This is a genomic window from Bradyrhizobium sp. Ses1 (assembly GCF_059512365.1).
In genome coordinates this window covers 196481-222687 of the sequence record NZ_JCAMOQ010000008.1, presented here as the reverse complement: position 1 = coordinate 222687, position 26207 = coordinate 196481, and the positions used below count along the sequence as shown (strand labels likewise).

General features: G+C 64.9%; 23 protein-coding genes. 5 read left to right on the top strand and 18 right to left on the bottom strand.

Features of this window, described 5'->3' with window-relative positions:
* Positions 1–48 precede the first annotated feature (48 nt).
* On the top strand, positions 49–825 hold the full coding sequence (locus AC5ZG5_RS13075) for an arginyltransferase (RefSeq protein ID WP_028162898.1): 777 nt from the start codon (positions 49–51) through the stop codon (positions 823–825).
* A gap of 7 nt (positions 826–832) precedes the next feature.
* Here the strand turns inward: AC5ZG5_RS13075 and AC5ZG5_RS13070 are convergent, their stop codons facing one another.
* Positions 833–2209 (bottom strand): Nramp family divalent metal transporter, encoded by a 1377-nt coding sequence (locus AC5ZG5_RS13070; protein WP_456642204.1) that lies wholly within the window; start codon positions 2207–2209, stop codon positions 833–835.
* A gap of 245 nt (positions 2210–2454) precedes the next feature.
* Between AC5ZG5_RS13070 and AC5ZG5_RS13065 the strand changes: the two genes are divergently transcribed.
* The 3 genes from AC5ZG5_RS13065 to AC5ZG5_RS13055 all read left to right on the top strand — a co-directional run bounded on the left by AC5ZG5_RS13065 (position 2455) and on the right by AC5ZG5_RS13055 (position 6817).
* Entirely contained in the window at positions 2455–4038 is a 1584-nt protein-coding gene (locus AC5ZG5_RS13065) for a porin (protein WP_496165448.1), read from the top strand.
* A 174-nt stretch (positions 4039–4212) separates the two neighbouring features.
* The gene (locus AC5ZG5_RS13060; protein ID WP_456644136.1) at positions 4213–5457 is read left to right on the top strand and encodes an MFS transporter; all 1245 of its coding nucleotides are present in this window, start codon (positions 4213–4215) and stop codon (positions 5455–5457) included.
* Positions 5458–5599: 142 nt separating this feature from the next.
* Positions 5600–6817 (top strand): multidrug effflux MFS transporter, encoded by a 1218-nt coding sequence (locus tag AC5ZG5_RS13055; RefSeq protein ID WP_456644137.1) that lies wholly within the window; start codon positions 5600–5602, stop codon positions 6815–6817.
* Here AC5ZG5_RS13055 and AC5ZG5_RS13050 read toward each other — a convergent pair.
* Positions 6814–8073 (bottom strand): adenylate/guanylate cyclase domain-containing protein, encoded by a 1260-nt coding sequence (locus AC5ZG5_RS13050; protein ID WP_456644138.1) that lies wholly within the window; start codon positions 8071–8073, stop codon positions 6814–6816. The two genes, AC5ZG5_RS13055 and AC5ZG5_RS13050, sit on opposite strands and share 4 nt — an antisense overlap.
* Before the next feature lie 129 nt (positions 8074–8202).
* On the opposite strand from AC5ZG5_RS13050, the gene AC5ZG5_RS13045 reads away from it, so the two are divergent.
* Positions 8203–9363 (top strand): MFS transporter, encoded by a 1161-nt coding sequence (locus tag AC5ZG5_RS13045; RefSeq protein WP_456644139.1) that lies wholly within the window; start codon positions 8203–8205, stop codon positions 9361–9363.
* A gap of 21 nt (positions 9364–9384) precedes the next feature.
* Here AC5ZG5_RS13045 and AC5ZG5_RS13040 read toward each other — a convergent pair whose 3' ends face one another.
* The 16 genes from AC5ZG5_RS13040 to AC5ZG5_RS12965 form a co-directional block, all read right to left on the bottom strand.
* Positions 9385–10206, bottom strand: a complete 822-nt coding sequence (locus tag AC5ZG5_RS13040) for an N-acyl homoserine lactonase family protein (protein ID WP_456644215.1) — start codon at positions 10204–10206, stop codon at positions 9385–9387.
* 104 nt (positions 10207–10310) lie between these two features.
* Positions 10311–11279 carry a CDF family Co(II)/Ni(II) efflux transporter DmeF gene (gene dmeF / locus AC5ZG5_RS13035; RefSeq protein ID WP_456644140.1) on the bottom strand — a complete coding sequence of 323 codons (969 nt, stop codon included), beginning with the start codon at positions 11277–11279 and terminating at the stop codon, positions 10311–10313.
* Positions 11280–11458: 179 nt separating this feature from the next.
* Complete coding sequence (locus AC5ZG5_RS13030) at positions 11459–12388, bottom strand: cation diffusion facilitator family transporter (RefSeq protein WP_456644141.1); 930 nt, start codon at positions 12386–12388, stop codon at positions 11459–11461.
* Positions 12389–12524: 136 nt separating this feature from the next.
* Positions 12525–14777, bottom strand: coding sequence for a DNA topoisomerase IV subunit A (gene parC, locus AC5ZG5_RS13025; RefSeq protein WP_456644142.1), 2253 nt, complete (start codon positions 14775–14777; stop codon positions 12525–12527).
* 77 nt (positions 14778–14854) lie between these two features.
* Positions 14855–15484 (bottom strand): phosphoribosyltransferase family protein, encoded by a 630-nt coding sequence (locus AC5ZG5_RS13020; protein ID WP_130230997.1) that lies wholly within the window; start codon positions 15482–15484, stop codon positions 14855–14857.
* Positions 15481–16164: an energy-coupling factor transporter transmembrane component T gene (locus tag AC5ZG5_RS13015; protein WP_456644143.1), complete on the bottom strand. Its 684-nt coding sequence runs from the start codon at positions 16162–16164 to the stop codon at positions 15481–15483. The genes AC5ZG5_RS13020 and AC5ZG5_RS13015 overlap by 4 nt, the downstream gene beginning before the upstream one ends.
* The gene (locus tag AC5ZG5_RS13010; RefSeq protein ID WP_456644144.1) at positions 16151–17701 is read right to left on the bottom strand and encodes an ABC transporter ATP-binding protein; all 1551 of its coding nucleotides are present in this window, start codon (positions 17699–17701) and stop codon (positions 16151–16153) included. The genes AC5ZG5_RS13015 and AC5ZG5_RS13010 overlap by 14 nt, the downstream gene beginning before the upstream one ends.
* A 22-nt stretch (positions 17702–17723) precedes the next feature.
* The gene (locus tag AC5ZG5_RS13005; RefSeq protein ID WP_456644145.1) at positions 17724–18305 is read right to left on the bottom strand and encodes an aminotriazole resistance protein; all 582 of its coding nucleotides are present in this window, start codon (positions 18303–18305) and stop codon (positions 17724–17726) included.
* A 132-nt stretch (positions 18306–18437) separates the two neighbouring features.
* Positions 18438–19190 carry a DNA repair protein RecO gene (recO, locus tag AC5ZG5_RS13000; protein WP_456644216.1) on the bottom strand — a complete coding sequence of 251 codons (753 nt, stop codon included), beginning with the start codon at positions 19188–19190 and terminating at the stop codon, positions 18438–18440.
* Between the two features lie 113 nt (positions 19191–19303).
* Positions 19304–19684 (bottom strand): hypothetical protein, encoded by a 381-nt coding sequence (locus tag AC5ZG5_RS12995; RefSeq protein WP_028166651.1) that lies wholly within the window; start codon positions 19682–19684, stop codon positions 19304–19306.
* A gap of 13 nt (positions 19685–19697) precedes the next feature.
* Positions 19698–20627, bottom strand: coding sequence for a GTPase Era (era, locus tag AC5ZG5_RS12990; RefSeq protein WP_130229103.1), 930 nt, complete (start codon positions 20625–20627; stop codon positions 19698–19700).
* Positions 20617–21441, bottom strand: a complete 825-nt coding sequence (gene rnc, locus AC5ZG5_RS12985; RefSeq protein WP_028166653.1) for a ribonuclease III — start codon at positions 21439–21441, stop codon at positions 20617–20619. The genes era and rnc overlap by 11 nt, the downstream gene beginning before the upstream one ends.
* Positions 21438–22196 carry a signal peptidase I gene (lepB, locus tag AC5ZG5_RS12980; protein ID WP_028166654.1) on the bottom strand — a complete coding sequence of 253 codons (759 nt, stop codon included), beginning with the start codon at positions 22194–22196 and terminating at the stop codon, positions 21438–21440. The genes rnc and lepB overlap by 4 nt, the downstream gene beginning before the upstream one ends.
* A gap of 286 nt (positions 22197–22482) precedes the next feature.
* Entirely contained in the window at positions 22483–22902 is a 420-nt protein-coding gene (gene acpS / locus AC5ZG5_RS12975; protein WP_028166655.1) for a holo-ACP synthase, read from the bottom strand.
* Entirely contained in the window at positions 22899–23669 is a 771-nt protein-coding gene (locus AC5ZG5_RS12970; RefSeq protein ID WP_456644146.1) for a pyridoxine 5'-phosphate synthase, read from the bottom strand. Before AC5ZG5_RS12970 ends, acpS begins: the two co-directional genes overlap by 4 nt.
* A 97-nt stretch (positions 23670–23766) precedes the next feature.
* Positions 23767–26052: a RelA/SpoT family protein gene (locus AC5ZG5_RS12965; RefSeq protein WP_456644147.1), complete on the bottom strand. Its 2286-nt coding sequence runs from the start codon at positions 26050–26052 to the stop codon at positions 23767–23769.
* Between the last annotated feature and the right edge of the window lie 155 nt (positions 26053–26207).

Below are 26207 nucleotides of genomic sequence, written 5' to 3'. Positions count from 1 at the left end.
TCCGGGGCGCGATGCTGGGAGGCTGTTTTGGAGGCCTGACGACTTGTCGTGACCCAGCATTCGCGTGATACCCCGCAGTTTTACCTGACGGCGCCGTCGCCCTGCCCCTATTTGCCGGGTCGCCATGAGCGCAAGGTGTTCACGCATCTGGTCGGCGACAAAGCGGGCGATCTCAACGATCTGCTCACCCATGGCGGGTTCCGCCGCAGCCAGTCGATCGCCTACCGGCCGGCTTGCGACCAATGCCGGGCCTGTGTGTCGGTGCGCGTGATCGCCAACGAATTCCGGCCCTCGCGCAGCTTCCGCAAGGTCCTGGCCCGCAACGCCGACCTCGTCGGCGAGCAGCGTTCCGCAGTGCCGACCTCCGAACAATATTCCGTGTTCCGCGCCTATCTCGACAGGCGCCACCGCCACGGCGGCATGGCCGACATGACCGTGCTCGACTATGCGATGATGGTCGAGGATAGCCATGTCGAGACCCGGATCATCGAGTATCGCAAGCGCGGCATCGACAGCGGCATCACCGGACGCGGCGAGGAGTTGATCGCAGTGGCCCTCACCGATGTGCTGAGCGACGGCCTGTCGATGGTCTATTCCTTCTTCGAGCCGTCGCTCGAGAACCGCTCGCTCGGCACCTTCATGATCCTGGACCACATCGCCCGCGCGCGCCGGCTCGGACTGCCATACGTCTATCTCGGCTACTGGATCGACGGCTCCAAGAAGATGGACTACAAGGCCCGCTTCCTGCCGCAGCAGCGCCTCGCCCCGAGCGGCTGGCTCCGGGTCGATGCGGCCGGCGACATGGCCGCGGAGCCGCAGGACTGACCGGCCCTCAGCCGAAGAGGGTATCGAACAGCAGCTTCACATTCAGGATGACGATGACGCCAGCCACCAGCCAGGCGACCCCGGCGACCGGCATCGATATCGCGAACTTGCCCATCTTGCGCCGGTCGGACACGAACCGCACCAGCGGAATGACCGCGAACGGAAGCTGCATCGAGAGGATGACCTGGCTGAACACCAGCAGGTCGGTGGTGCCGCGCTCGCCATAAAGCGCGGTGACGACAATGACGGGGACGATCGCGATGCCGCGCGTCAGCAGCCGCCGCGCCCAGCTCGGCAGCCGCAAGCTGAGGAAGCCTTCCATCACGATCTGGCCAGCCAGCGTCGCCGTTACCGTCGAGTTGAGGCCGGAGGCAAGCAGCGCCACCGCGAACAGCGTCGAGGCGATGCTGAGGCCAAGCAACGGCGACAGCAGTTCGTAGGCCTGGCTGATATCCGCGACATCGGAATGGCCGCTCCGATGGAAGGTCGCGGCCGCGACCACCAGGATCGCCGCATTGATGAACAGCGCCAGCATCAGCGCGATCGTGGAGTCGGTTGTCGCCCATTTGATCGCGTCCCGCCGTCCCTCTTCGGTGCGCTCATAGGCGCGGGTCTGCACGATGGACGAGTGCAGATAAAGATTATGCGGCATCACGGTCGCGCCGATGATGCCGATCGCGATGTAGAGCATCTCGGGATTGGTGAAGATCTCGCTCGACGGCGCAAAGCCGCGCAGCAGCGCAGCAACCGGCGGGGCCGCCGCGGCAACCTGGATCGCAAAGCAGGTCGCGATCACGATCAGGAGCGCGATGACGAAGGCTTCCAGGAAGCGGAAGCCGCGATTCATCAGGAGCAGCAGCAGGAAGGCATCGAGCGCGGCGAGCAGCGCACCGCCGATCAGGGGAATGCCGAACAGGAGCTTCAACGCGATCGCGGTGCCGATCACCTCCGCCAGATCGCAGGCGATGATCGCGGCCTCGCAGGCGATCCAAAGCAGGAAGTTCACCGGGCGCGAATAGGTCGCCCGGCAGGCCTGCGCCAGGTCGCGGTCGGTGACGATGCCAAGCCGGGCCGCGAGCGCCTGCAAAAGGATCGCCATCAGGTTGGACAGCAGGATGACCGAAAGCAGCGTGTAGCCGAACTTCGAGCCCCCCGCGATGTCGGTTGCCCAGTTGCCGGGATCCATATAGCCGACCGACACCAGATAGCCCGGTCCGGCGAAGGCAAGCAGCCGGCGCCACCACCGGCCCGCCGTCGGAACCTCGACCGTCGCGTTCACCTCGGGGAGGCTTCGCGTATCCGGCGCGTCGGCGCGCCATCCGGTGGAGGTCGGCAGCACCTGCGGTGCGGTGTCGGGGATCAATCGGGGCGTTCGGGCATCCATGATGCCACAATGCCGGAAAACATTTTTTGTTGCAACTCATTTGCAACTGCATCTGGGAAGTCATCAGGCCACATCCTCAGGCGCCGCTGCCGCGGCCCTCGGAGCGCGTCTTGCTGCGTTGCGGCAAAGTCACACTGCTGCACGAACCCCGCGCGTGTAACGCGGTCGTCACACTGCGACATAAAGTCCCGCGTTAGGGCTCGCTAGGTGGGTATGGGGCGTGCAGTTCACAGTGGAGGCCAGCAATGGCGACAATGAGAACCTTGATCCTCGGCACCGCCGCGGGACTGATGGCAGCCGGCGGTGCGCATGCGGCCGATCTTCCGATCAAGGCGAAGCCCATCGAATATGTGAAGATTTGCTCGGCTTACGGTCCCGGCTTCTTCTTCATCCCCGGTACCGACACCTGCATGAAGATCGGCGGCTACCTCCGGGTCGACACCACATTCGATGGCGGCGTGCAGGGCTCGCCGGCCTGGAACGGCGACGCAGGACAACATAACCGCTACTTCGACTACTTCGCCGCCCGCTCCCGTATGCTGTTGTCAATCGATACCCGCACAGCCACCGACTATGGCGTGGTCCGCACCTTCGGGCAGGGCCGGTTTCAGTTCTCTACGCTCGGCAACAACACCTTCAACCCGAACTCGATCAACGGCTCGCTGCCGGTCGCAAACTCGCAGCTGCTCGACACTCCCGGCGGCGGCGTTACTACCATCCAATTCCTCTTTATCCAGTTCGCAGGCTTCACCTTCGGTCAGTCGGCGTCGGCCTATTCCTCGCCTTGGCAGGGCTTCCCCGGCAACATCTCGGACTTCCTGCTCGGCGGCCAGAACAATGATACCGGCGTCAACAACATCCAATACACTGCGGATTTCGGCAACGGAGTGACCGGCACCATCGGCCTCGACGATCCGACGGTATGGGACCGCACCGCCGTCTACAACCTGTCGCTGCCGCTGAACGCCACGCTGAACACGGGCAACGCTTATGCCGGCGTCCACGCGCCCGATGTGGTCGGCAACATCCGCGTCGACCAGGCTTGGGGTCTGTTCCAGATTTCCGCCGCGGCGCATGAGGTCAACGCCTCCTACAATGTCCTGAACGCCCTTGGAGCGCCAGCGGGCGCCGTCGGCCTGCCAGGCGCGGCGCCGACCGGAGCGTCCGAGCTTTCCGGACATCCCGACACCTCCTGGGGCGGCGCGGTCATGGCGGCGTTACAGATCAAGAATATCCCGACCGGTACCGGTGACGACATCAAGATGGACGCGAGCTATTCCAAGGGAGCGACCAAATACATCATCTCGTCGGCTTCAACCTCGCCGAGCTTTGCCATGTTCGGCAGCTCCAGCACTTTTGGCGCCTATCAGAGCATCGGGTTCGGGGCGACGACCGATGCCGTCTATCTGCCGGTCGCAGCCGGCGGCGATGGCTCGCTGCATCTGACGGAGGCCTTTGGCATTCGCGGTGCGTTCAACCACAACTGGGACCCATATTGGTCGTCGAGCCTCTTCGGCTCGTATGTGGGCGTCCGCTATGACGGCGCGGCCAAGGCCTTTATCTGCGCGAACTACACCACGCCCGGCAAAGCGGTCAGTGCGGACTACGTCTGCAACCCCGACTTCAACTTGTCGCAGCTCGGTGTCATCACCCGCTGGACCCCGGTCAAGAACCTGACCTTCTCCGCCGAATTCATGTGGTTCCACCTCGACCAGAAATTCCAGGGCTCCGCGGTCCTTGGAGCTTCGGCTCCGAAGCCTACCGCGCGCTACGAGTTCAGCGATCAGGACACGTTCCACCTGCAGCTTCGCGCCCAGCGGAACTTCTGACCGGCTGAGAACAGCGGTCTATTGATCCTGACCGTGGGCGAACTTGTCCACGGTCTATCGCCAGTTTGAAAGCACCGCGGCGGCCTGTCACGCCGGCGCTGTCGGAAAGCGGGTGGGTTTGGCCGTCCTCGGGTCAGACAATGTCGACAAACGACATTCCGAGGAATTTCTGCCATGTCCGCCCTCAAGGCCCCTCACCTGCCTCCGACCTTCGGCCGTCTGGCCTGGTCGAACCTCGCCGCACAATCGGCCGAGCAGATCGCGCTGGCAGCCGCTCCCATCGTGGCGGTGCTCCTGCTCGGCGTCGGCGAGGGCCAGACTGGCCTGCTGCAGACCGCGCTGACACTGCCCTTCATCCTGTTTGCGATCCCCGCGGGCCTGCTCGCCGACCGCTTCTCGCGGCGGGTCCTGATGGCGGGCTCCGAAGCGTTGCGTGCGGCGGCGCTGGCCGCAACGCTGCTCCTGATCTGGCTCGGCCTGTTGACGCTGCCCCTGCTCTCCGTGCTCGGCTTCATCGCCGTGTGCGGGACCGTTGCCTACAGCGTCGCCGCGCCGGCGCTGGTGCCGTCGCTGGTGACGCCAGATCAGTTGCCAACGGCGAATGCGCGGATCGAACTGGCCCGCACCGTCGCTTTCGCCAGCGGGCCTGCGCTCGGCGGCGTGCTGGTCGGATGGGTCGGTGCCGCGCCGGCCTTCGGATTTGCCGCCGCGCTCTCGATGATCGCCGTGGTGCTGCTGGCCGGTATCCACGAGCCGGCCCGCGCGCCGGCACCGCGCCGACATCCGCTGCTGGAGATCAAGGAAGGCGCCGTGTTCGTGTTCCGTCATGAGCTGCTGCGACCGGTGTTCATCACGCAGTTCATCTTCAACACCGCTTCCTTCCTGCTACTCGCGGTGTTCGTGCCCTATGCCGTTAGGCATCTCGGCCTCTCCGCAACCGGCGTCGGCACCACGCTCGCGATGTACGGTGTCGGCATGGTGGTCGGTGCGCTTGCGGCAACGCGGGTGATGCGACGTCTTGCGTTCGGCACTGTGATCGGGCTCGGCCCGGTGACCGGCTTCATCGCCTCCACCATCATGGCGCTGACGACAATTGTCCCTACGCCTCTGCTTGCGGGCCTGAGCTTTTTCCTGCTCGGCGTCGGCCCGATCCTGTGGGTGATCTCGACGACCACGCTCCGGCAATCGGTGACGCCGCCTTCGCTGCTCGGCCGTGTCTCCGCCATCAACATCATGAGCTACGGCGCGCGCCCGCTCGGCTCCGCACTGGGTGCGATCGTCGGCGGGCTTTTCGGCGCCGAGACCTGCCTCTGCCTTGCCGCGGCAATTTTCGCCGCGCAGGCGCTGGTGATCCTGCTGTCGCCGGCGGTCTCCCTCGTCAGACAACCCGACATGGTCAGCGAACCGGCGGGATGTTGATGAGAGAAAAATTCAACTGATCTGATCTGCGATCGGAGAATGTTTTGCGTCATAGCCGAGGGCCGGCCACGACGGCCAAATTAGTGGCTGGTCTTTCCCGCTTTGTATGATACACGTCATCCAATAGCCGAGCGGGAGCACCATGACCGATCAGACTGCAACCATTGACGCCGCCGCATCTCGCCCCGAATCCTCCTCCGGCGCCCTGCAGATCGCGGTTCTGGCCGCGCTTGCGGCGACCGGCACGCTGGCCACCAACATCCTGCTGCCGTCGCTGCCGCAGATGGCGGCTTCGCTGAATGTGACGACCGCGGCGGTCACGTCGGCCATCACGATCTTTCTCGCCGTGTTCGCGCTCGGCCAGCTCATAGTTGGTCCGATCTCGGATCGCTTCGGCCGTCGCTGGCCGGTTCTGATCGGTTTCGCCGTGTTCTTTGCCGGCAGCGTCTGGTGCAGCCTGGCAGAAGATCTCCCGAACCTCTTGATCGGCCGCGTCGTCCAGGCCGCCGGCGCCTGCGCAACCTCGGTATTGTCGCGCGCCATAGCCCGCGACCTGTTCACCGGTGCCGCATTGGCACGCGCGATGGCGCTGATCATGATCGCGATGGCGGCCGCGCCGGGTTTCTCGCCGCTGCTCGGCGGCGCGCTCGATCACTATTTCGGCTGGCGCTCGGAATTCGTGCTCGTCGCGGCCTTTGCGGCTCTCGGCGCGCTCGCCTATGGCGCCACGCTCGGAGAAACCCACCATTCGACGCGGATCCCGCTCAACCCTCTCGCCGTCATCAGCACCTATCTCGGTCTGATCGCAGATCGCCGCTTCGTTGTGCCGACGGCGACCGTCAGCCTGATCATGGGAGGCCTGTTTGCGATGTTCTCGGCCGCGCCCCGGATCTTGATCGAGGCGCTGCATTTCTCACCGATCGAGCTCGGCCTGTTCTTCGCCGGCACGGTGCTGATCGTGTTCGCCTCCGGCTGGCTCGCGACAAGGCTTGCGCCGCGGTTTGGCCTCGACCGCTCGATCAAGGGTGCATTATTGGCGGCAGCCATCGGCGGCGCCGCCATGTTGTTGGTCTCGCTCTTCACCCCGAGCTTCCTGCCGTTCCTGACTGCGATGAGCGTGTTCCTGCTCGGCATGGGCATCGTCAACCCACTCGGCGTCGCGCAGGCGCTATCACCGTTCGGCGAAAAGGCCGGTGCGGCTTCCGCACTGCTCGGCTTCTGGCAAATGATGAACGCGGCGATCGGAGTCTGGCTCGCAGCAATCGTGTCGCATGAGGCAATGTTCGGGCTCGGCGTGGTGCTGACCGCGTTCTCACTGATAGCGGTCGGCCTATACGCGCTACGGGCCAAGCAGGGCTAGCTCGCGAGATAGCGCTCGTATTTTCCGGCCACGACTTCGTCCGCCGCAACGTCGGGATCGAGCGTATAGAGGTCTTGCGCCCGGCTGATGCCGCGCAGCGCGAAGCGCCCGGTCGAAACCAGATAGTTCCGCCCTGCTCCATCCAGGCCATCCCGGAACGCCTGCGAGGTCAGCAGTTCCCGATCGACCGAGCTGCACATCGAAGCGATCCGGCTGACTTCGTTGACCGCCGGCCCTACCACGGTGAAATCGAGCCGGTCCTCGCTGCCGATATTGCCATAGAACACCTCGCCGACATGCAGCCCGACATAGGCTGAGGTGGTCGGCCGACCCTCGCCGGCACGGCGGACGTTGAGCGCATTCAGATTGCGGCGCAAGCGATGCTCGGCCCGAAGCGCAGCCCGTTTTGCGCCTCCCATGTTCTCCTGCGTGAACATCGCCAGCACGCCGTCGCCGATCAGCTTCAGCACCTCGCCGCCGGCATCGTGGATCGCGTCGATCGAGGCCTGAGCATAATCGTTGAGGAACGGGATGATCTCGTCCGGCCCGATGCGCTCGCCGATCGCGGTCGAGCCGCGCACGTCCGAATACCACAACACCGCCTTGATGCGCTCGGTGACGCCGCGCGAGATGCGGCCGCGCATCACCTGCTCGGCGGTCTCGCGCCCGAGATAGACCCGCGCCAAGGTGCGCGCGATGTCGACTTGCGCCGCTGACTTCACCGCCAAGCCCAGCACCGGCACCAGATCGCGCAGCGCCGCCATGTGATGCTCGCCAAATCCTTCGGACTGGCGGGTGGTCCAGGAGGAGTAGAAGCAGTCCATCTCGCCGATCGTGCCGGCCTCGCCGAACCGGTGCACAAAGGAGACGAAATGCTTGTGGCCCTTTTCCGCGAGGTCGTTGATCATGGAGAAATCGAGCGTGGCGCAATCGGCCAGGTCGATCACCATCTCTTCGTGCCCATTTTGCAGCATGTGGTAGAAGGTCGAACGCCGCCAATTCTGGTTGGCATCACCGCTGGAGGTCGAGCCGTATTCGAAAGCGTCGCTTTCATTGGTCTCGCTGTCGCTCCAGCGGAACCCGTGGCCTTCGAAGATCGGGTGCAGCGTATCGATGAAGACGATTGCACGTGACAGCGGCATTCCGGCCGCGCGGCAGCGTTCGCAGAAACCGCGCAGCAGATCGTTTTCGGGCACGCCGGTCAGACCCTGTCTGACCAGCCAGTTCATCAGGCGCAGGCGGGGCGTCAGTTCCATGCGCGGATTATGCCGGGCAATCGTGTCGCGCGAAAGATCGGTTGGCGGCCCTGGGCGCGACTTGACGACAGTTCCGTGACAGCGGCAAATGTCGGGAATAACGAGACAAGACAGAAACGCGACGGTCCGATGAGCGCCCGGCAGCTTCCGATCATTCTGGCGCTCGGCACCACCCAGACCCTGGCCTGGGCCTCGAGCTACTACCTGCCCGCGGTGCTCGCCGATCCCATCGCCAGAGATCTCGGCATCGGCCCCAACTGGATCTTCGCTGCCTTCTCCGCCTCGCTCGTGCTCTCGGCCCTCCTTGGCCCGCGGATCGGCCGCCAGATCGACCTGGTCGGCGGCAGGTCCGTGCTGTCGATCTCCAATCTGACGCTGGCCGCAGGACTGGTGCTGCTCGGCCTCACGCAATCGATTCCTCTGCTGCTGCTCGCATGGCTTTTCCTTGGGATCGGCATGGGATACGGCCTCTATGATGCCGCTTTCGGTGCGCTCGGCCGTATCTATGGCGAGGCGGCGCGGCGCCCGATCACAGGCATCACGCTGATGGCGGGCTTTGCCTCCACCGTCGGCTGGCCGCTGAGCGCGTGGGGGCTGGAGACGATCGGCTGGCGCAACACCTGCTTTGCCTGGGCGGCGGCACAGCTCTTGATCGGCCTGCCGCTCAACTGGCTGATGCTGCCGCCGATCCCCGGCGCCAAGGCCGCGGCCGCCAATGCGGTGAAGCCGCATATCCCGATCGACCGGCCGATGATCCTGCTGGCGTTTGCGTTCGCGACCGCCTGGACCGTCACCGGCGCGATGGCGGCGCACTTCCCACGCATCCTGGAAGCGGCCGGCGCGACCCCGGTGCAGGCAATTGCCGCCGGCGCCCTGATCGGGCCGGCGCAGGTCGGCGCGCGCGTGGTCGAGGCGTGGTTGCTCAGCCGCTACCATCCGCTGCTCTCGACCGAATTGGCCTGTCTCGGCCACCCGATCGGCGCCGCGATCGTGGCGATCGCCGGCGGTGGCGCGGCAAGCGTCTTCGCGCTTTGCCACGGCGCCGGCAACGGCATCCTGACCATTTCGCGCGGCACCTTGCCGCTCGCGATCTTCGGCTCGCAGAACTACGCCTACCGCCTCGGCATCATCGGCGCCCCGGCCCGGATGGCGCAGGCGGCGGCCCCGCTGCTGTTCGGGCTGTTGCTCGAACGCATGGGCAGCGGCATCCTGATCGTCTCCTCCGCACTCAGTCTTGCGGCATTGGGGGCGCTGCTCCTGGTGCGCGACAACAAGCCAGCACCGCAATAGGCAGCCATTCCATCTGCCCCATCACTCATAAAACGCCGGTGCCGTCTTCAGGCTATCGCGCTGGGCCTTGTCGTGATTGATCCAGAGTTGCGCCTTCTCTTTCGTGAGCGTCTCCGCGATCTTCTGCATCGAGGCCGTCGTCTGCTCCTTGCTGGCATTCATCGACGGCACCCGGCGGTTATCCCAGTTGTCCCTGAAGTGGACGGCGTCGCCGGAAAGTACGACCGCCCCGGTCTTCGGCAGTTTCACCAACAGCGACTGGTGGCCCGGCGTGTGCCCGGGCGTCGACAGGATCATTACATTGCCATCACCAAACACATCCCGGTCGCCGTCCAGCTTGGTCACCGGATGCTCCGCCTTGAAGCGCGGCTGGTTGTTGGCGCCGGGCCAGTCATATTCGGCTTTCTGCACATAGAGCATCGCGGTCGGGAACATCTCCACATTGCCGATGTGGTCCGGATGGGTATGCGAGACCGCCATCGCCTTGATGTCGGACGGCTTCACGCCGATCTGGCCGAACTGCGCGGCCAGCGTCTTGGGACGCCGCCAGATCACCGCTTTCGGATCCGACGGCACGAGCCCGTCCGGCATGCTCGCCACCGCCTCGGGAATGCCGGTGTCCCACAGGAACCACCCTTGCGCGTGCTTGATCAGATAGCAGTTGTCGACGAAATCCATCGACTTGCCTTCGTTGACACCGGGCGACCAGCGCGAGATGTCGCCCGCAACGCCCTCGCCGCAATTGAGGATATAGAGCTTCTCGACGCCCGGCTTTTCCGATTGGGCGCGCGCAGGACCCGCAGCCGCCGCAACCGACAGCAGCGCCACCGCAACACCGATTATTGTCTTCACGTTCCGCTCCCTCGACTAATCGCCCCCAACGTTCGAGGAAGGAATATTACGTCATCGCCGGCGGCAATCGTCGCCATTGACGGTCTTTTGATCTCTCAAGCCGCGTGCGCCGGCTCGTGATGCGGACAGGTCTCGACCTCGATCGTGACATGGCTGAGACCGTGCAGACCGCTGAGACGGCGCTTGTAGGTCGCGGGCGGCAGCGGATGGTCGGAGACAACCGAGATCACCGCCGCGCGATGGCCGGGACCGACCTGCCACAGATGCAGATCGGTGATGCGGTCGCCCTTGGTCTCGAGCCGGTCGCGAATGACCGCCTCGAGCTTCTTGTCGGCGCTGACGTCGAGCAGGATCGCGCCTGACGCCTTGATCAGGCCAAAGGCCCAACTCGCGATCACAGCGCTGCCGACGATCCCGACTACCGGATCGGCCCAGACCCATCCCGCGGACATCGCAACCAGCAGCGCCGCAATGGCGAGGATGGAGGTTGCGGCATCCGCCATCACGTGGACGTAAGCCGCGCGAAGATTGTTGTCGTGGTGGTGGTGATGATGATCGTCGTCGTCGTCATGGTCATGAGAATGGCCATGACCGTGATGATAGTCGTGGTCGTCGCGCAGCAGCCAGGCGCTGATGAGGTTGACGGCAAGTCCGAGCACGGCAACCGAGATCGCTTCCCCGTAGGCAATGGACACCGGATGGAACAGCCGGTCCACGCTTTCCCAGGCGATCTGCATAGCGATCATCGCCAGAATGATCGCGCTGGCAAAGGCGGCGAGATCGCCGAACTTGCCGGTGCCAAAACTGAAGTGCGCGTTGCCCACCTGCCGCCGTGCGAACAGATAGGCCAGCCCAGCAATGCCCAGCGCCGCCGCATGCGTTCCCATGTGCCAGCCGTCGGCGAGCAGCGCCATCGAGCCGGACCACCAGCCCGCCGCGATCTCTCCGACCATCATGACCGTGGTCAAGGCCACCACGAGCCAGGTACGCCGTTCGTTATGGGCGTGCGTCGCGCCCAGGAAGACGTGATCGTGGGTCCACTGTTCGATCGAATGCGAGTGCATGGTTCATCTCCGGATAGTCCGCTCGTCGAATATAGCGATTGCGACGGACGGCCGTTAGAGCGTTTTCAAGCGAAGCATGCCCTCGGACTTGATCCGAGGGTGGACACCGGTTCGCGTGAAAAAAACGCGTCAAAATAAGAATCTAGAGCTTCGGTTCTGATTCAGTCAGAACCGAAGCTCTAGACTAATTCCTCCGGCGCCAGCTTGCAGGCGGCGCCGTCGGCCTCGACCTGCAGCGTCGCATGATGGATCTTGAAGCGGTGCGAGAGCTGCGCGCAGACGTGATGCAGGAAGGCATCGTCATGTCCGCCGGGCCGGACCAGGTGCGCGGTCAGCGCCGTCTCGTTGGTGCTCATGGCCCAGATGTGCAGATCGTGGACCTCGGAGACGCCGTCGAGCGTGCGCAGAAACTCCCTCACCTCGACGAGCTCGATACCGCGGGGCACCGCGTCGAGCGCGAGGTTGACGCTGTCGCGCATCAGGCCCCAGCCGCTGACCAGCACGACGAGGGCGATGACGAGGCTGATCGCCGGGTCAATCCATAGCCATCCCGTCGACATGATCAGCAGCGCGGCGATGACGACGCCGAACGAGACGCCGGCATCCGCCGCCATGTGGAGATAGGCGCCGCGAATGTTGAGGTCGCCGTGCCGCCCGCGCATGAACAATAATGCCGTGAAGCCGTTGACGAGAATCCCGAGCGCCGCGACCCAGACCACTGTCCAGCTCGCCACCTCGGCCGGCGCGCGCAGCCGATTGACCGCCTCCACCGCGATGCCGCCGACCGCGACCAGCAGGAGCCCGGCATTGAACAATGCGGCGAGGATCGAGGCGCGGCGATAGCCGTAAGTGTGCCTCTCCGTCGGCCGCCTCCCCGCAAGCCACGCCGCCCCCCATGCCAGCAGCAGCGAGAACACGTCCGAGAGATTGTGGACGGCATCGGAGATCAGCGCCAGCGAATTGGCGGCATAGCCGAACACCAGCTCGGCGATCACGAAGGCGGTGTTGAGCGACGCGCCAATGGCAAAGGCCCGGCCGAAATCATCCGGGGCATGGCTGTGCCCGGCATGATCATGCGCATGGGACTGATCGTGATGATGATGCGCCATGGGAAGAATTTATAGCGCGTCGATTTGCGAATACTATTACAGCGCGGAAAGCGTAGGGCGGATTAGCCGAAGGCGTAATCCGCCGCTTCGCGGCAAGATGGCGGATTACGGCTTGCGCCTAATCCGCCCTACGTAACTACTCCACGCCGCGGTTGAACTTGTTCGACTTCGGCAGGCCGTGCGCGAGGCGGCCAGCGTCGGCGCGGTTGCCGCGCCAGTCGGCGAGCTCCTTGATGCTCATGCCGTGCTCGCGGCCCGCGGAATCCTTCCAGGTCAGGCCCGCCTTGGAATCGAACACCGCGACGTCGGACAGCGAGGCGCTGGTGTATTTCTGCAACCGCACGCCGCGGCCGCGGGCCATTTCCGGCACCTGATCGAGCGGGAACAGCACCATCTTGTGATTGGTCCCGATCACCGCGACGGTGTCGCCTGCGACGGTTGCGAGCGCGCGCGCCTCGTTCGGCATGTCGACGTTCAGCACCTGCTTGCCCTTGCGGGTGGTGCCGACGCAGTCGTCCTCGTTGACGACGAAGCCCTGTCCTTCACTGCTGGCGACCAGGAATTTGCGGCCGCCCTTGTTGACGAACAGCGACACGATCGCCGCATCCTGCTCCATGTCGATGAACATGCGGATCGGCTCGCCATGGCCGCGACCGCCCGGCAGCTTCGCCACATCGAGCGAGTAGAATTTCCCGTTGGTGGCGAACAGCAGGAGCTTCGAGGTGGTCTCGGCGAAGAAGGCGTGATCGAGCTTGTCGTCGGTCTTGAAGGCAAGGCCCGAGAGGTCGGCGACATGGCCCTTGAGCGTGCGCACCCAACCCTTCTCGGAGATCACGACGGTGACCGGCTCGCGCTCGACGAAGGCCTCCTCGATCGCGGCGAGATCATGCTCAGGCGCATCCGCAAAGGTGGTGCGGCGCTTGCCGAGCGGCGTCTTCGGCCCGAACATGTCGCGGACCTTCTTCACCTGCTCGCCGACCTTGGCCCATTGCTCGGTCTCGGAGCGGAGCAGCTGTTCGATGCCCTTCAATTCCTTGCGGAGGTCCTTGTCCTCGGTGCGGATCTCCATCTCCTCGAGCCGGCGCAAGGAGCGCAGGCGCATGTTAAGGATGGCGTCGGCCTGGACCTCGGTGAGCTTGAACGTCTTCATCAGCACCGGCTTCGGCTCGTCCTCGGTGCGGATGATCTTGATCACCTTGTCGATGTTCAGATAGGCGATGAGGTAGCCGCCGAGGATCTCCAGCCGGTTCTCGATCTGACCCTTGCGATAATTCGAGCGGCGCACCAGCACATCGCGCAGGTGGTCGAGCCATTCGCGAAGGCACTCGGCGAGGCCGACCACCTTGGGGATTTTCCCCTTCACCAGCACGTTGAGGTTCAGCGAAATCTTGCTTTCCAGCTCGGTCAGCCGGAACAGCGACTCCATCATCAGTTCGGGATCGACATTGCGCGACTTCGGCTCGATCACCAGCCGAACGTCATCCGCCGACTCGTCCCTGACCTCGCCGACCAGTGGCAATTTCTTCTGGTCGATGAGCTCGGAGATCTTCTCGACCAGGCGCGATTTCTGCACCAGCCACGGGATCTCAGTGACCACGATCACCCAGGTGCCCCGCGCACCCTCTTCCTGCTTCCAGCGCGCACGCGTGCGGAACGAGCCGCGGCCGGTGCTGTAGGCCTCGGTGATCGCTTCCTTGGAATCGATGATGATGCCGCCGGTCGGGAAATCCGGGCCCTTCACCCATCGCAAGAGCGCCTTCGACTTGGCGTCGGGCTTCTCGATCAGGTGCAGTGCCGCGTCGCAGAGCTCGGCGGCATTGTGCGGCGGGATCGACGTCGCCATGCCGACCGCGATGCCCTGAGAACCGTTGGCGAGCAGGTTCGGGAAGCCGCCGGGCAGAACCACCGGCTCCTTCGACTGGCCGTCATAGTTGGCGCGGAACTCGACGCCGTCCTCGTCGATGCCCTCGAGCAGCAGCCGCGCGACATCGGTCATGCGCGCTTCGGTGTAGCGGTAGGCGGCGGGGTTATCGCCGTCGATATTGCCGAAATTGCCCTGGCCGTCGACCAGCGGGTAGCGCGAGGAGAAATCCTGCGCGAGGCGCACCATGGCGTCGTAGATCGCCTGGTCGCCATGCGGATGGAACGAGCCCATCACGTCGCCGACAATCTTTGCCGATTTCTTGAACGGCGAGCCCGGATCGAGGCGCAGCAGCCGCATCCCGTAAAGGATGCGCCGGTGCACCGGCTTCAGCCCGTCGCGGGCGTCCGGCAGCGCACGATGCATAATGGTCGATAGCGCGTAAGCGAGATAGCGCTCTTCCAGCGCATCGCGCAGCGGTACCTCGTGGATCTCCGGCGGTTCCGGCGGAATCAGTGCTTTTCCCATGCCGACGGGTTAACCGCTCCGGGCGAATCGGGCAAGAATCGATTCGGCACCATACCCCGCAGAAAAAGCCCGATTTTTCAGCCTGCACCCGCCAGGGTCGCCGGGTTCGGCGTGGCATGGCCATTGGTGATGTTGAATTGCGGGATATGGCCGAGCCCGGTCACGAGATCGGCATCGGCGCCCAGCACCTTCTTCCACTCGTGCCCCTCGGTCAGGATCACGCCGACGCCGGCGACCTCGGCGCCGGCCTGCCGCACCAGCTTCAAGGTCGCAGCCAGGCTCGAGCCGGTCGCCACGACGTCATCGACCACGACGACCCGCCTGCCCTTCAGCAGCGGGATCGCCCGGCGGTCGAGCAGCAGCCGCTGCGAGCCGGATGAGGTCACCGATTGCACATACTCGACCAACGCGTCGCCCAAATGAATCTTCGGCGATTTCTGCACGATGACATATTGGTCGAGCCCGAGATGGCGCGAGACCTCGATGGCGACGGGAATGCCGAGCGTCGCCGCGCCAACCACGATGTCCGGCTCCTTCCCCTTCAGCCGCGCGGCCAGCGCCTTTCCGATCCGCTCACCGAAGCCGACGCCCATGTCGATCACCATCAGAAGCGAAATCGCCAGGCGCTCGTTGATGGCGACGAGCGGCAGCTCCGTCGGCTCGCCGCCGATGTCGACAGTATAGGTGGCGGGGGTGAGTGCGCTCATGTGGTCCTGCCCGGATTTGTCAAAGGAAAGTCGGTCTGGATGGTGAGCCAGCCGATGTCGCGCCAGCTCGTGCGCGCCATCTTCGGATCGAAGCCGTAGATCGACAGCGCCAGCGCGATCGTCTCGGCCATGCGGAACGTCTGCACCATCAGCGGCACGCCGCGCGCCAGCGCATAGAGGACGCGCCGCGGAAAGGGCCCGCGGTCGAGTTCGAGGCCGCGCGCCCGCTGGGTCTCGCCGATGCTCCTGAACTCCTCGCGCATCAGCGGGATCATGCCGATCACGAGCACCAGCACCAGCGTCAACGAGCCCGGCAAGCGCAGCCGGCTGCAGGCCGCAAGCAGCGTGCCGGCCGACGTAGTCTCGATCGCGACGAAGAAACTGGCGGTGGTGGCGATCAGGCGGAAGGCCATGCGCAGCGCATCATCGATCGCCGCGGCGAGCGGCGTCCCGTTCCAGACGAAACTCAAGGTCCAGCTCAGCGTCACCAGGCCGCCGACCAGCGCCATCAGTTTGAGATAGCCTCTGGTTTGCGGCAGCCGGCAGGCGATCACGGCCGCCAGCACGATCGCGGCGATCACGCCAGCCGTCACCGCGCTGCCGGCGACCCAGCCGAGCGATGACAGCACCAGCGCCGCCAGCAATTTGACGAACGGGTTGATGCGATCAAGCCGATGCACGCTGGCCTCCTCCTGATGTTGTGACGTTCTGGTCCGGGCGCGGCCAGCCGCGGCGCGCAAATACGTCCGAGGACCAGGCCGCCTCGGTCGTCCCGTCGAAGGCCAGCCGGCCATCCTCCAGGATCAGTACGCGGTCGGTGGCGCGGTCGACAAGCTGCAGGTCGTGCGAGACCAGCAGCGCCGCACAACCCCGAGCGCGGCAGCGGTCGAGGAAGGCCAGCACGCCGGCACGTGAGACGCTGTCGCAGGCGATCAGCGGCTCATCCAGGATCACGACCGACGGCGCCGTCGCCTCGATGCAGACCAGCGCCAGCATCAACTGCTCGCGCGCCGACAGCGCGAATGGCGAAAGCTCGGCGCGGTCGGCGAGACCGACGCCCTGCAAAAGTTCGATCGCCCGTTCGCGATGCGCAGCAACGGCCTTGGCGCCGGCATCGCCGCCGGACAGCGAGAACACGACCTCCTCCACGACCGAGAGCAGGAAGAACATCCGCCGCAAATTCTGCGCGACGTAACCGATCTCGCGCGCCCGCTGCGCGATGGTCCAGCCGGCGCTATCGCGGCCGCCGATCTCGATCGCGCCGCCGGCCGCCTTCTGCAGGCCGAGCAGCGTACGCATCAGCGTGGTCTTGCCGGCGCCGTTGCTGCCGATCAGCCCCGCTACCTCGCCTTTTCCGAGCGAGAGCTCAATCGACCGCAGCACCGGCTCGCCGTTCGGACGGCGCAGCGTGCTCGAAAGCTGCCGGACCGAGAGCGCCGGGCCCGACTGTGCCGGCCGCACCACGGGCCGCGGCGCCGGCGCCGCAAAGGGCGGCTCGATGCCGGCGACCGCATAGGGCGTCGTGGCGCGAACGGCCGCCTGCCAGGACAGATCGTCGACGATGCCGCCCTCCTTCAAGAACACCACACGATCGGCCACGCCATCGAACCAGGCGAGATCCTGCTCGGCGATCAACAGCGTCAGCTTCGTTTTCCTAAGCTCGCGCAGGATGCCGATCATGCGCAGCCGCGCATCGGGATCGAGTCCGCTGGTCGGCTCATCCAGGATCAGCACGTCCGGTTGCCAGACCAGCGCTGAGGCAAGCGCCGCGATCCGGCGTTCGCCACCCGAGAGCGTGCGCACGGTGCGACCGATCAGCCGCCCAATGTTCATCTGCGCGATCACGGCGCCGACGCGCGCGCGGATTTCCGCCTGCGGCACGCCGCGGTTCTCCAGCGGAAAGGCGATCAGGTCCTCGACCGAAAGATCCCAAACCTGGTCCTCGACCGATTGCAGCACGAGGCCAACGCGACGAAACAACTCGCTGCCCGCGATCGCGCCGAGATCGGTGCCGTCGAGCGACACCGCGCCCTCCATGCGCTGCGGCCGGATCAGCTTCGGAATGAGACCGGCCGCGGCCGCAAGCAGCGTCGATTTTCCCGAACCGCCCGCCCCCGTCACGATCGTGGTGCTGCCGGCTTCGAGACGGAGATTGATATCGGACAGCACGTGAGCGTCGGCCCGAAAGCCGACGCTCACTCCACGCAGATCAAGCATCAAGTAGCGCTCCCCAAGGCGGTCAGAACCGGTGCAGCGTGCCCCGGCTGATGCCGGCAAGCAGCCTGGCGCCGGGACGTACCAGCAGCGGCGTTCCGATCACCATCGGCACGATGTCCGACAGGCCGATATAGAGCATCGCATACCAGAACGGGAAAATGCCGAGCACCGCCAGACTCGCCGACACCGCCGCCACCATGATGATGCCGACCACCGCGCAGATCACCGCAATCTTGAGCAGCACCGGCATCGACAGGTCGAAATTGGTCTTGCGCAGATTGACCAGCAGCGGCGGTACGGCGCCGGTGAGCCCGACCATGATGCCGTCCACGATGAGCGAATGCGCGGGAATGAAGGTGCCGGCGAGCAGCGACCAGACGATGGTGCCGATATAGCCGCAGATGAACCCGCTCTTCGGCCCGAGCAGCAGCCCGATCAACGGCGGCAGGAACGCGAAGATGCGCCACTGGATCACGCCGGGCACAAGCTGGATCGGATTGGCGTAGGCCCACAACACGCCGGTCGCCACGCCGCAGACGACCGCAAGGACGATAGGAAAGAAACCGACCGAATCGGATTCGCTGTAGGTGATTTGCGTACTCATTGCATGCTCCCCGTCATGAGTTTGCCCTGAGATTTTTCAGGCAAGTTTCGGGCCATGCGGCATGGAACGGGCCGAGGGTTGCACGCAATAGAACCACCATGTGTGGGTTGGCAATTTCGGCGCGCATTGCCGTCAGGGCGGGGCAGCGATCCGGGCCCGACGGCGCACCACCGCATTGATGAAGCCTTCCCTCGCGTCGGAGTGCTCCTGCCCGCGCGGCTCCAGCACATTGCGCAGGAGGAAGCGGCCGGTGAGCGCAAAGCCATCGAGCAGGTCCTGGTCCGAGCAGGTGCCGGCGCCGTCATCGTCCTCGCGCAGGAACGGCGGCAGCCGCATCAGGCGATCGCGCCAGGGTTCACCGGCGGCGCGCGAGACTGCGCCGCCCGATTTCGGCGAGACGTAGACCAGTTCGGAGGTCGCGCCCGTCGCCGCGCAATTCGAGAGGTCGAGTCCGAAGCCGAGTTCGGTCAGCATCGCCAGCTCGAAGCGGATGAGATGGATAGCGGCACCGCCGGCATCCTCGAAATCATCCAGCGTCTGCGCCAGCATCTCGTAGATGTCCTGGTGCGGATCGCGTTCCGGCAACAGCCGCGCCAGCGAAGCCAGATGGGTGACGCCATAAACGGCATGCGACGACGCCAGCAGGTTCGCCGCACGCAGCCGCGTACCGTCGAGCTGGTAATAGCCGAGATGCTCGTCGAGCCGCGCCCGCCACATCGCGGTGACACTGTTGCCGGGCTGCAGCAGCGGCCGCATCCGCGCGCTGGCCCCGCCGCGCACCAGGCCGAGATGGCGGCCGTGCTCGCGCGTCAGGAGCTCGACAATGGCGGAAGATTCGCCATGCCGCCGCACCCCGAGCACGATGCCTTCGTCGGTCCACTCCATGACGCGGAGAGTAGCATGTAGGGTGGGCAAAGCGTAGCGTGCCCACCATTCACGATCGGTGCAAGAGGTGGTGGGCACGCTTCGCTTTGCCCACCCTACGCGACCACTCGGCCCTACGCGTTGAACCAGCCGTGGGCGTCGCCGGTGAAGGAGAAATAGAGTCCCGCGGCCGTCAGCGCGCAGGAGATCACCTCGACGCCGCTGTCGAGCTGGATGCCGGTGGTGCCGATCACCTGCAACAGCGAGATCACCGACAGCAACAGCACCGCCGCCAGCACCCAGCGCGGCCAGTTCTTGCGGTGCTGTGCCGCCAGGTAAACGAAGTAGACTAGGAGCAGGATCAGGCCGGCCTGCAGCCAGGTGACGACCGTGATCATCTGCTCGGTCATCTCGCCACCCGGGGTGCGGTCCTGGAACGCCACCGACAGCGCGTCCAGCGTCAGCGACAGATACAGCAGCACCTCGAACAGAAGCACGTTTCTGGGTACTTTCATCGGAAGAGCCCGATCATTCCTTGGGAAACTCCAGTCCCATTTCCCGGTAGCGGTCGGGATCGTCGCCCCAATTCTCGCGCACCTTCACGAACAGGAACAGGTGCACGGGGACGCCCATGATCTCGGCGATCTCCTTCCGCGCCTCCGCGCCGATCGACTTGATCGTGGCGCCGCCCTTGCCGAGCACGATCTTGCGCTGGCTCTCGCGCTCGACAAAGATTGTCTGCTCGATGCGGATCGACTTGTCGTTGCGCTCGGTCCAGCTATCGGTCTCGACCGTCGATTGGTACGGCAGCTCCTGGTGGAGCTTCTGATAGATCTTCTCCCGCGTGATCTCCGCCGCCAGGTGCCGCATCGGCGCGTCCGACATCTGGTCCTCGGGATAGAGGAACGGCCCGGCGGCCACCATGCCTGCCAGCGCCCTGCGCAGATCGTCCACACCGTCGCCTGACAACGCCGAGATCATGAAAGTGTTCTCGAACCGCAGGCGGTCATTGGCGGCCTTCGCCAGCGCCAGCAGCTTTTCGCGCGGCACCAGATCGATCTTGTTCAGCACCAGGATCTTCGGATGGGCCACGCTATCGAGCTTGGCGAAGATCGCCTCGGCTTCCGCATCGATGCCCGACTTGGCGTCAAGCAGCACGCAGACGAGGTCGGCGTCATGCGCCCCGCTCCAGGCAGTCGACACCATGGCCCGGTCCAGCCGCCGCCGCGGCGCAAAGATGCCGGGCGTGTCGACCAGGATAATCTGTGCATTGCCCTCGATCACGATGCCGCGGATCAGCGCACGCGTCGTCTGCACCTTGCGCGAGACGATGGTGACCTTCGAGCCGACCAGCGCGTTGACAAGCGTCGACTTGCCGACGTTCGGCGCCCCGATCAGGGCGACGAAGCCGCAACGTGTCCCGGCCGGATCGGCCTCCGCCCTCGACTCAGCCGTCATGGCTGCCGGCACCTTCGCGGGCGATCATTGCGGACGCCGCCGCCTTCTCCGCCGCGCGCTTGTTCGGGCCGACGCCTTCCGCCGGCGCCAGGCCCGGCAGGTCGACGGCAACGCGGAATTGCGGATCGTGATGCGGCCCGGTGCGTTCGACCTCGCGGTAGACGGGCGTCGGCAGGCCCCTGCTCTGCGCCCATTCCTGCAGCATGGTCTTGGGATCGCGCAGCGGCCGGCGGAGCTTGCGCATCCGGTCGATCCAGTTCCGCTCGACGAATTTCGCGGCGGCCTCGTAGCCGCCGTCGAGGAAGATCGCGCCGATCACGGCCTCGCAGACGTCGCCCAGCACGGATTTGCGCAACCGCGCCCCCTCGACCGCCTTGACCATGCCAAGCTTGATGTCGTCGAGCAGGCCGAGCTGCTCGGCGACGTCGGCGCAGCTTTCCTTGCGCACGAGATCGGCGAGACGCTTCGACAATTCGCCCTCGTCCGCGCGCGGATGGGCGCGATAGAGCATGTCGGAGATGATCAATCCGAGCACATGGTCGCCGAGGAACTCAAGCCGCTGGTAGCTGTCGGCGCGGTGACGGGTAGCCGGCTTCAGCGCGGAGACATGCGTGAACGCCGTCATCAATAGCGCCGGATCCGAGAACTTGTAGCCGATGCGCGCCTCGGTTGCAGCAACCGCCTCCTTCTCGGCGGCCGCCTTGCTGGCCTTGCTGCGCTTCTTCTTCGGCGCAGCGGTGCCGACCGCGTCGGGCTGCTCGCTCGGCTCGCCGGCAGTCGGAAGACTCTGAATGACAGGCGTATCGTCTTTCATCGCACAATGGTGAATAGGCGATTCCAGCGTACCGCGGTCGGCCAACGCCAGAACATCCAGGCGTGCTCGCCCTCGCCGATCGAGAAGAAGATCATCTGCGCGCGGCCAACGAGGTTCTCGAACGGCACGTAACCCACCGCCGACAGCACGCGGCTGTCGGTCGAATTGTCGCGATTGTCTCCCATCATGAAGAAGTGGCCGGCCGGCACGGTGTAGACATTGGTGTTGTCGTAGAAGCCATTGTCGACGCAATCCAGCGTCTCATAGCTGACGCCGTTGGGCAGCGTCTCCTTCCAGCGCTTGACGCGTGCGGTCGCGTCAGATCCGCAGGGGTCCTCGCCGATGAAATCGCTGAGCCGCTCGCGCTTGACGGGGGCGTCGTTGATGTAGAGCAGCCCCTCCTTCATCTGGATGCGGTCGCCGGGCAGCCCGATCACGCGCTTGATGTAATCGGTCGAATCATCCTTCGGCAGGCGGAAGACGACGATGTCGCCGCGGTTCGGCTCCGAGCCGAAGATGCGGCCGGAAAACAAGGGCGGCGAAAGCGGGATCGAGTAGTGGCTGTAGCCGTAGGAATATTTCGACACGAATAGGTAGTCGCCGACCAGCAGCGTGGCCTTCATCGAGCCGGACGGGATGTTGAAGGGCTGGAACAGGAAGGTACGGATCACGAGCGCGATGATCAGCGCATGGATGACGACCCGGACTGTCTCGCCTAGGCCGCTTTCGGATTTCGTCCCTGTGGTCACGCTCATCGCTTTCCCAATTCCCGCAACTGCCTTAACTGCGCGGTGGCAGAACGCGCTCCTCACGCGAATCGCGTTTTCCGCGCTCGCGTCACGAAGATGGTTCCTACGTCTGGTGTAGAGAGCAAGTCCCGGCGCGAACCCGAATTTGCCCTGGCTCGGTTTACCCTGCGGCGTTTTAGACGGTTGTTACGGGGCGCGCAATCAAGCGCCGCGTTAAAACTTCATAATCAATTGAAAAATCAATGATTTTTTAGTTTTACCCGATTCCGGAGCGCCGCACCGTCCACCGACCTCAAGGTTTGGCCGGTGCGACCGCCGAAATTATGACGAAGGCCTGCGCGAGCGGCCAGTCGTCGGTGATCGAAAGGTCGATCTGCGCCTCGAGGCCATCAGGGGTGATTTGCCTGAGCCGCTCCAGTGCCCCGCCGGTCAACCGCATGGTCGGACGCCCTCCGGGCAGGTTCACCACGCCCATATCGCGCCACCAGACACCGCGCATGATCCCGGTGCCGAGCGCCTTGGCACAGGCCTCCTTGGCGGCGAAACGCTTGGCATAGGTCGCGACCACCATCTTCTCGCTGTTGGCGCGGCGCAGCGCCTTGGCGCGCTCGACGTCGGTGAAGATGCGATCGAGGAAACGATCGCCATGGCGCTCGATCACCTTGGCGATCCGGGTGATGTCGATCAGGTCGGAGCCGATGCCGAGGATCATGCCGCGCCCGCACCCTCGATCGCCTTCCGGCCACGGTCCATCGCCGCGCGCATCGCGCGGACGGTCTCCTTCAAGCCGACCAGGATCGCCTCGCCGATCATGAAGTAGCCGATATTGAGTTCCCTGATCTCGGGCAGCGCCGAAATCGTCTCGGCGGTGTCATAGTCGAGCCCGTGGCCGGCATGGACCTCGAGCCCGGCCGCCTGCGCCAGCTTGGCGCCTTCGACAATGCGCCGCCATTCGGCTTCCGCTTTTTCCCGATGACCGTCCACGACAGCATCGCACCAGCCGCCGGTGTGGATCTCGATCACCGGCGCCTTCAACTTCGCCGCCATCTCGATCTGCCTGGGGTCGGCGCCGATGAACAGCGACACCCGGATGCCGGCGTCGCTGAGCCGCGCGATGAACGGGGCCAGGGCATTGTGCTGGCCGACGACGTCCAGCCCGCCCTCGGTGGTAAGCTCCTGCCGCCGTTCCGGCACCAGGCACACGGCATGCGGCTTGGTGGCGAGCGAAATGCGCAGCATGTCGTCGGTCGCCGCCATCTCGAAGTTCAGGGGCTTTGATAGCTGCGCCTTCAGCCGTGCCATGTCCTCATCGCGGATATGGCGCCGGTCCTCCCGCAGATGCGCGGTGATCCCGTCGGCGCCGGCCTCGATGGCCAAGAGCGCCGCGCGTACCGGATCGGGCCGCGCCCCGCCCCGCGCATTGCGCAGCGTCGCGACGTGATCGACATTGACCCCAAGGCGGAGCGGCGGAACAGGCATGATGTAACTCGCTGCCAGAAACCTAGACTGTCATGCGCGGGCTCGACCCGCGCATCCATCTTCTTGAAAAGATGGATTGCCCTGCAATGACGATGACCTACCCATTGACGCGCTCGACCCGTGCGACCACGGCCTTCGCGCGCAACTGGGCGAGAATAGCGCTCAAATGCTTGAGGTCATAGACCTCGAGGTCGATGGTCAGCTCGGTGAAGTCAGGCGAGCGCCGCGACATGTGGATGTTGTCGATGTTGCCGTCATGCTCGGCGATCACGGTCGCAATCTGCGCGAGGCTGCCGGGCTCGTTGACATTGTGGACCAGGATCCGCGCCGGGAAACGCTGCGGCATGGTCTCGTCGATGTCCCAGCGCACATCGAGCCAGCGCTCGGGCTCGTCCTCGAAATCCTTCAGCGCCGGTGACTGGATCGGATAGATCGTGATTCCCTCGCCCGGCGTCACGATGCCGACGATGCGGTCGCCCGGCACCGCGCCGCCGTTCGGCGCAAACTTGACCGGCAATTCGGAATTGATGCCGCGCACCGGGATCACCGAAGCTGCGCGGGCCGGATGCGGCGGCGTCTGCGCCTTGGCGGCAAGCGCCTTCTTGGTGCCGTAGCGCACCAGCCGCTCTTCCTTGTAGTCCGGATACATCGCCCGCGCGACGTCGGAAGCTTTCAGTTCGCCACGGCCGACGGAAACCAGGACGTCCTCAATCGAGGTGCGCGCCAGCCGCGGCAATGCGCCTTTCAGCTTGTCGTCGGCGTATTCGATCTTGGCGCGGGCGAACAGGCGGTCGATGATGCGGCGGCCCAGCCCGGCATATTGGTCGCGCACCGCGGCGCGGGTGGCGCGCCGGATCGCGGCGCGCGCCTTGCCAGTGACCGCGAGCGCTTCCCAGGCCGACGGCGGCGCGGACTGCGCCTTCGAGGTCAGGACCTCCACTTCGTCGCCGTTCTGCAGCTCGGAGGACAGCGGCGCAAACTTGCCGTTGATCTTGCAGCCGACCGCGCTGTTGCCAACATCGGTGTGAACGGCATAGGCGAAGTCGATCACATTGGCGTTGCGCGGCAACGCGATCAGCTTGCCCTTCGGCGTGAAGCAGAACACCTGATCGTGAAACAGCTCCAGCTTGGTGTGCTCCAGGAACTCTTCCGGATTGGCGCTCTCGGAGAGAATGCCGATGGTGTGACGCAGCCAGGCAAAGGCGTTGGACTCGTGCTTCAGCCGCTCGGTCGGCGAACCCGTCCCATCCTTGTAGAACGCATGCGCCGCGATGCCGAACTCGGCGATCTGGTTCATCTCCTCGGTGCGGATCTGCAACTCGACGCGTTGCTTGCCGGGACCGATCACGGTGGTGTGAATCGAACGGTAGTCGTTCTGCTTGGGCGTCGAGATGTAGTCCTTGAAACGCCCGGGCACGACCGGCCAGGTCGTGTGCACGACGCCGAGCGCGCGGTAGCAGGCCTCGACGTCGGCAAGCACGATCCGAAAGCCGTAGATATCGGACAATTGCTCGAAGCCGACCGACTTGCGCTCCATCTTGGTCCAGATCGAAAACGGCTGCTTGCGCCGGCCGTAGACGCGTGCGCTGAGGCCGTTCTTCTGCAGGTTCTTCGAAAGCTGGCTTTCGATCTCGCCGATCAGATTGCGGTTACGCTCGGCGAGCGCATCCAGCCGATGCTTGACCACCGCATAAGCTTCCGGATCGAGCACGTGGAACGAGAGGTCCTCGAGTTCCTCTCGCATCTCCTGCATACCCATGCGGCCGGCGAGCGGCGCGTAGATATCCAGCGTCTCCTCGGCGATGCGGCGGCGTGAGGCCGGCGGCACGAACTCCAGCGTGCGCATGTTGTGCAGGCGGTCGGCGAGCTTGATCAAGAGCACGCGGACGTCGTCGGCGATCGCGAGCAGGAGCTTGCGCAGGTTCTCCGCCTGCTTGGCCTCGCGCGAGACGAGCTCGAGCCGCTTCAACTTGGTCAGCCCCTCCACCAGCGCGCCGATCTCGTGGCCGAACACCTGGTCGATCTCGGCCCGCGTCGCCTCGGTATCCTCGATGGTGTCGTGCAGCAGCGCCGCGACGATGGTGGCGTCGTCGAGCTTGAGGCCGGTCAGGATCGCCGCCACTTCGAGCGGGTGCGAGAAATAGGGATCGCCCGACGCCCGGGTTTGGGTGCCATGCGCCTTCATGGCGTAGACATAGGCGCGGTTCAAAAGGTCTTCGTTGGTATCGGGATTGTAGGAGCGGACGCGCTCGACCAGGTCGTACTGCCGCATCATGCGGGCGCGCGGCTTGAGCGGCTTCTGCACCACCGTGGAGTCAGGCGCCACCGCGACCGCGTCGGTCGCAGCCTGCATCTGGCGGGGTGTGCGGCGCCAATACGCCATGGAATTGCTGCCTCAACTATCGAGCCGACTGAGCTTGCGGCTCTAATCTAGTGCGATTTCGAACCAAGCTTTAGCCTGTTCGAGCCGAAAATCGTTCAATTTCCGTCAAGGCTTCAGGGACGCATCTCGCGACCAGAATGTCAACAAAAGCAAAG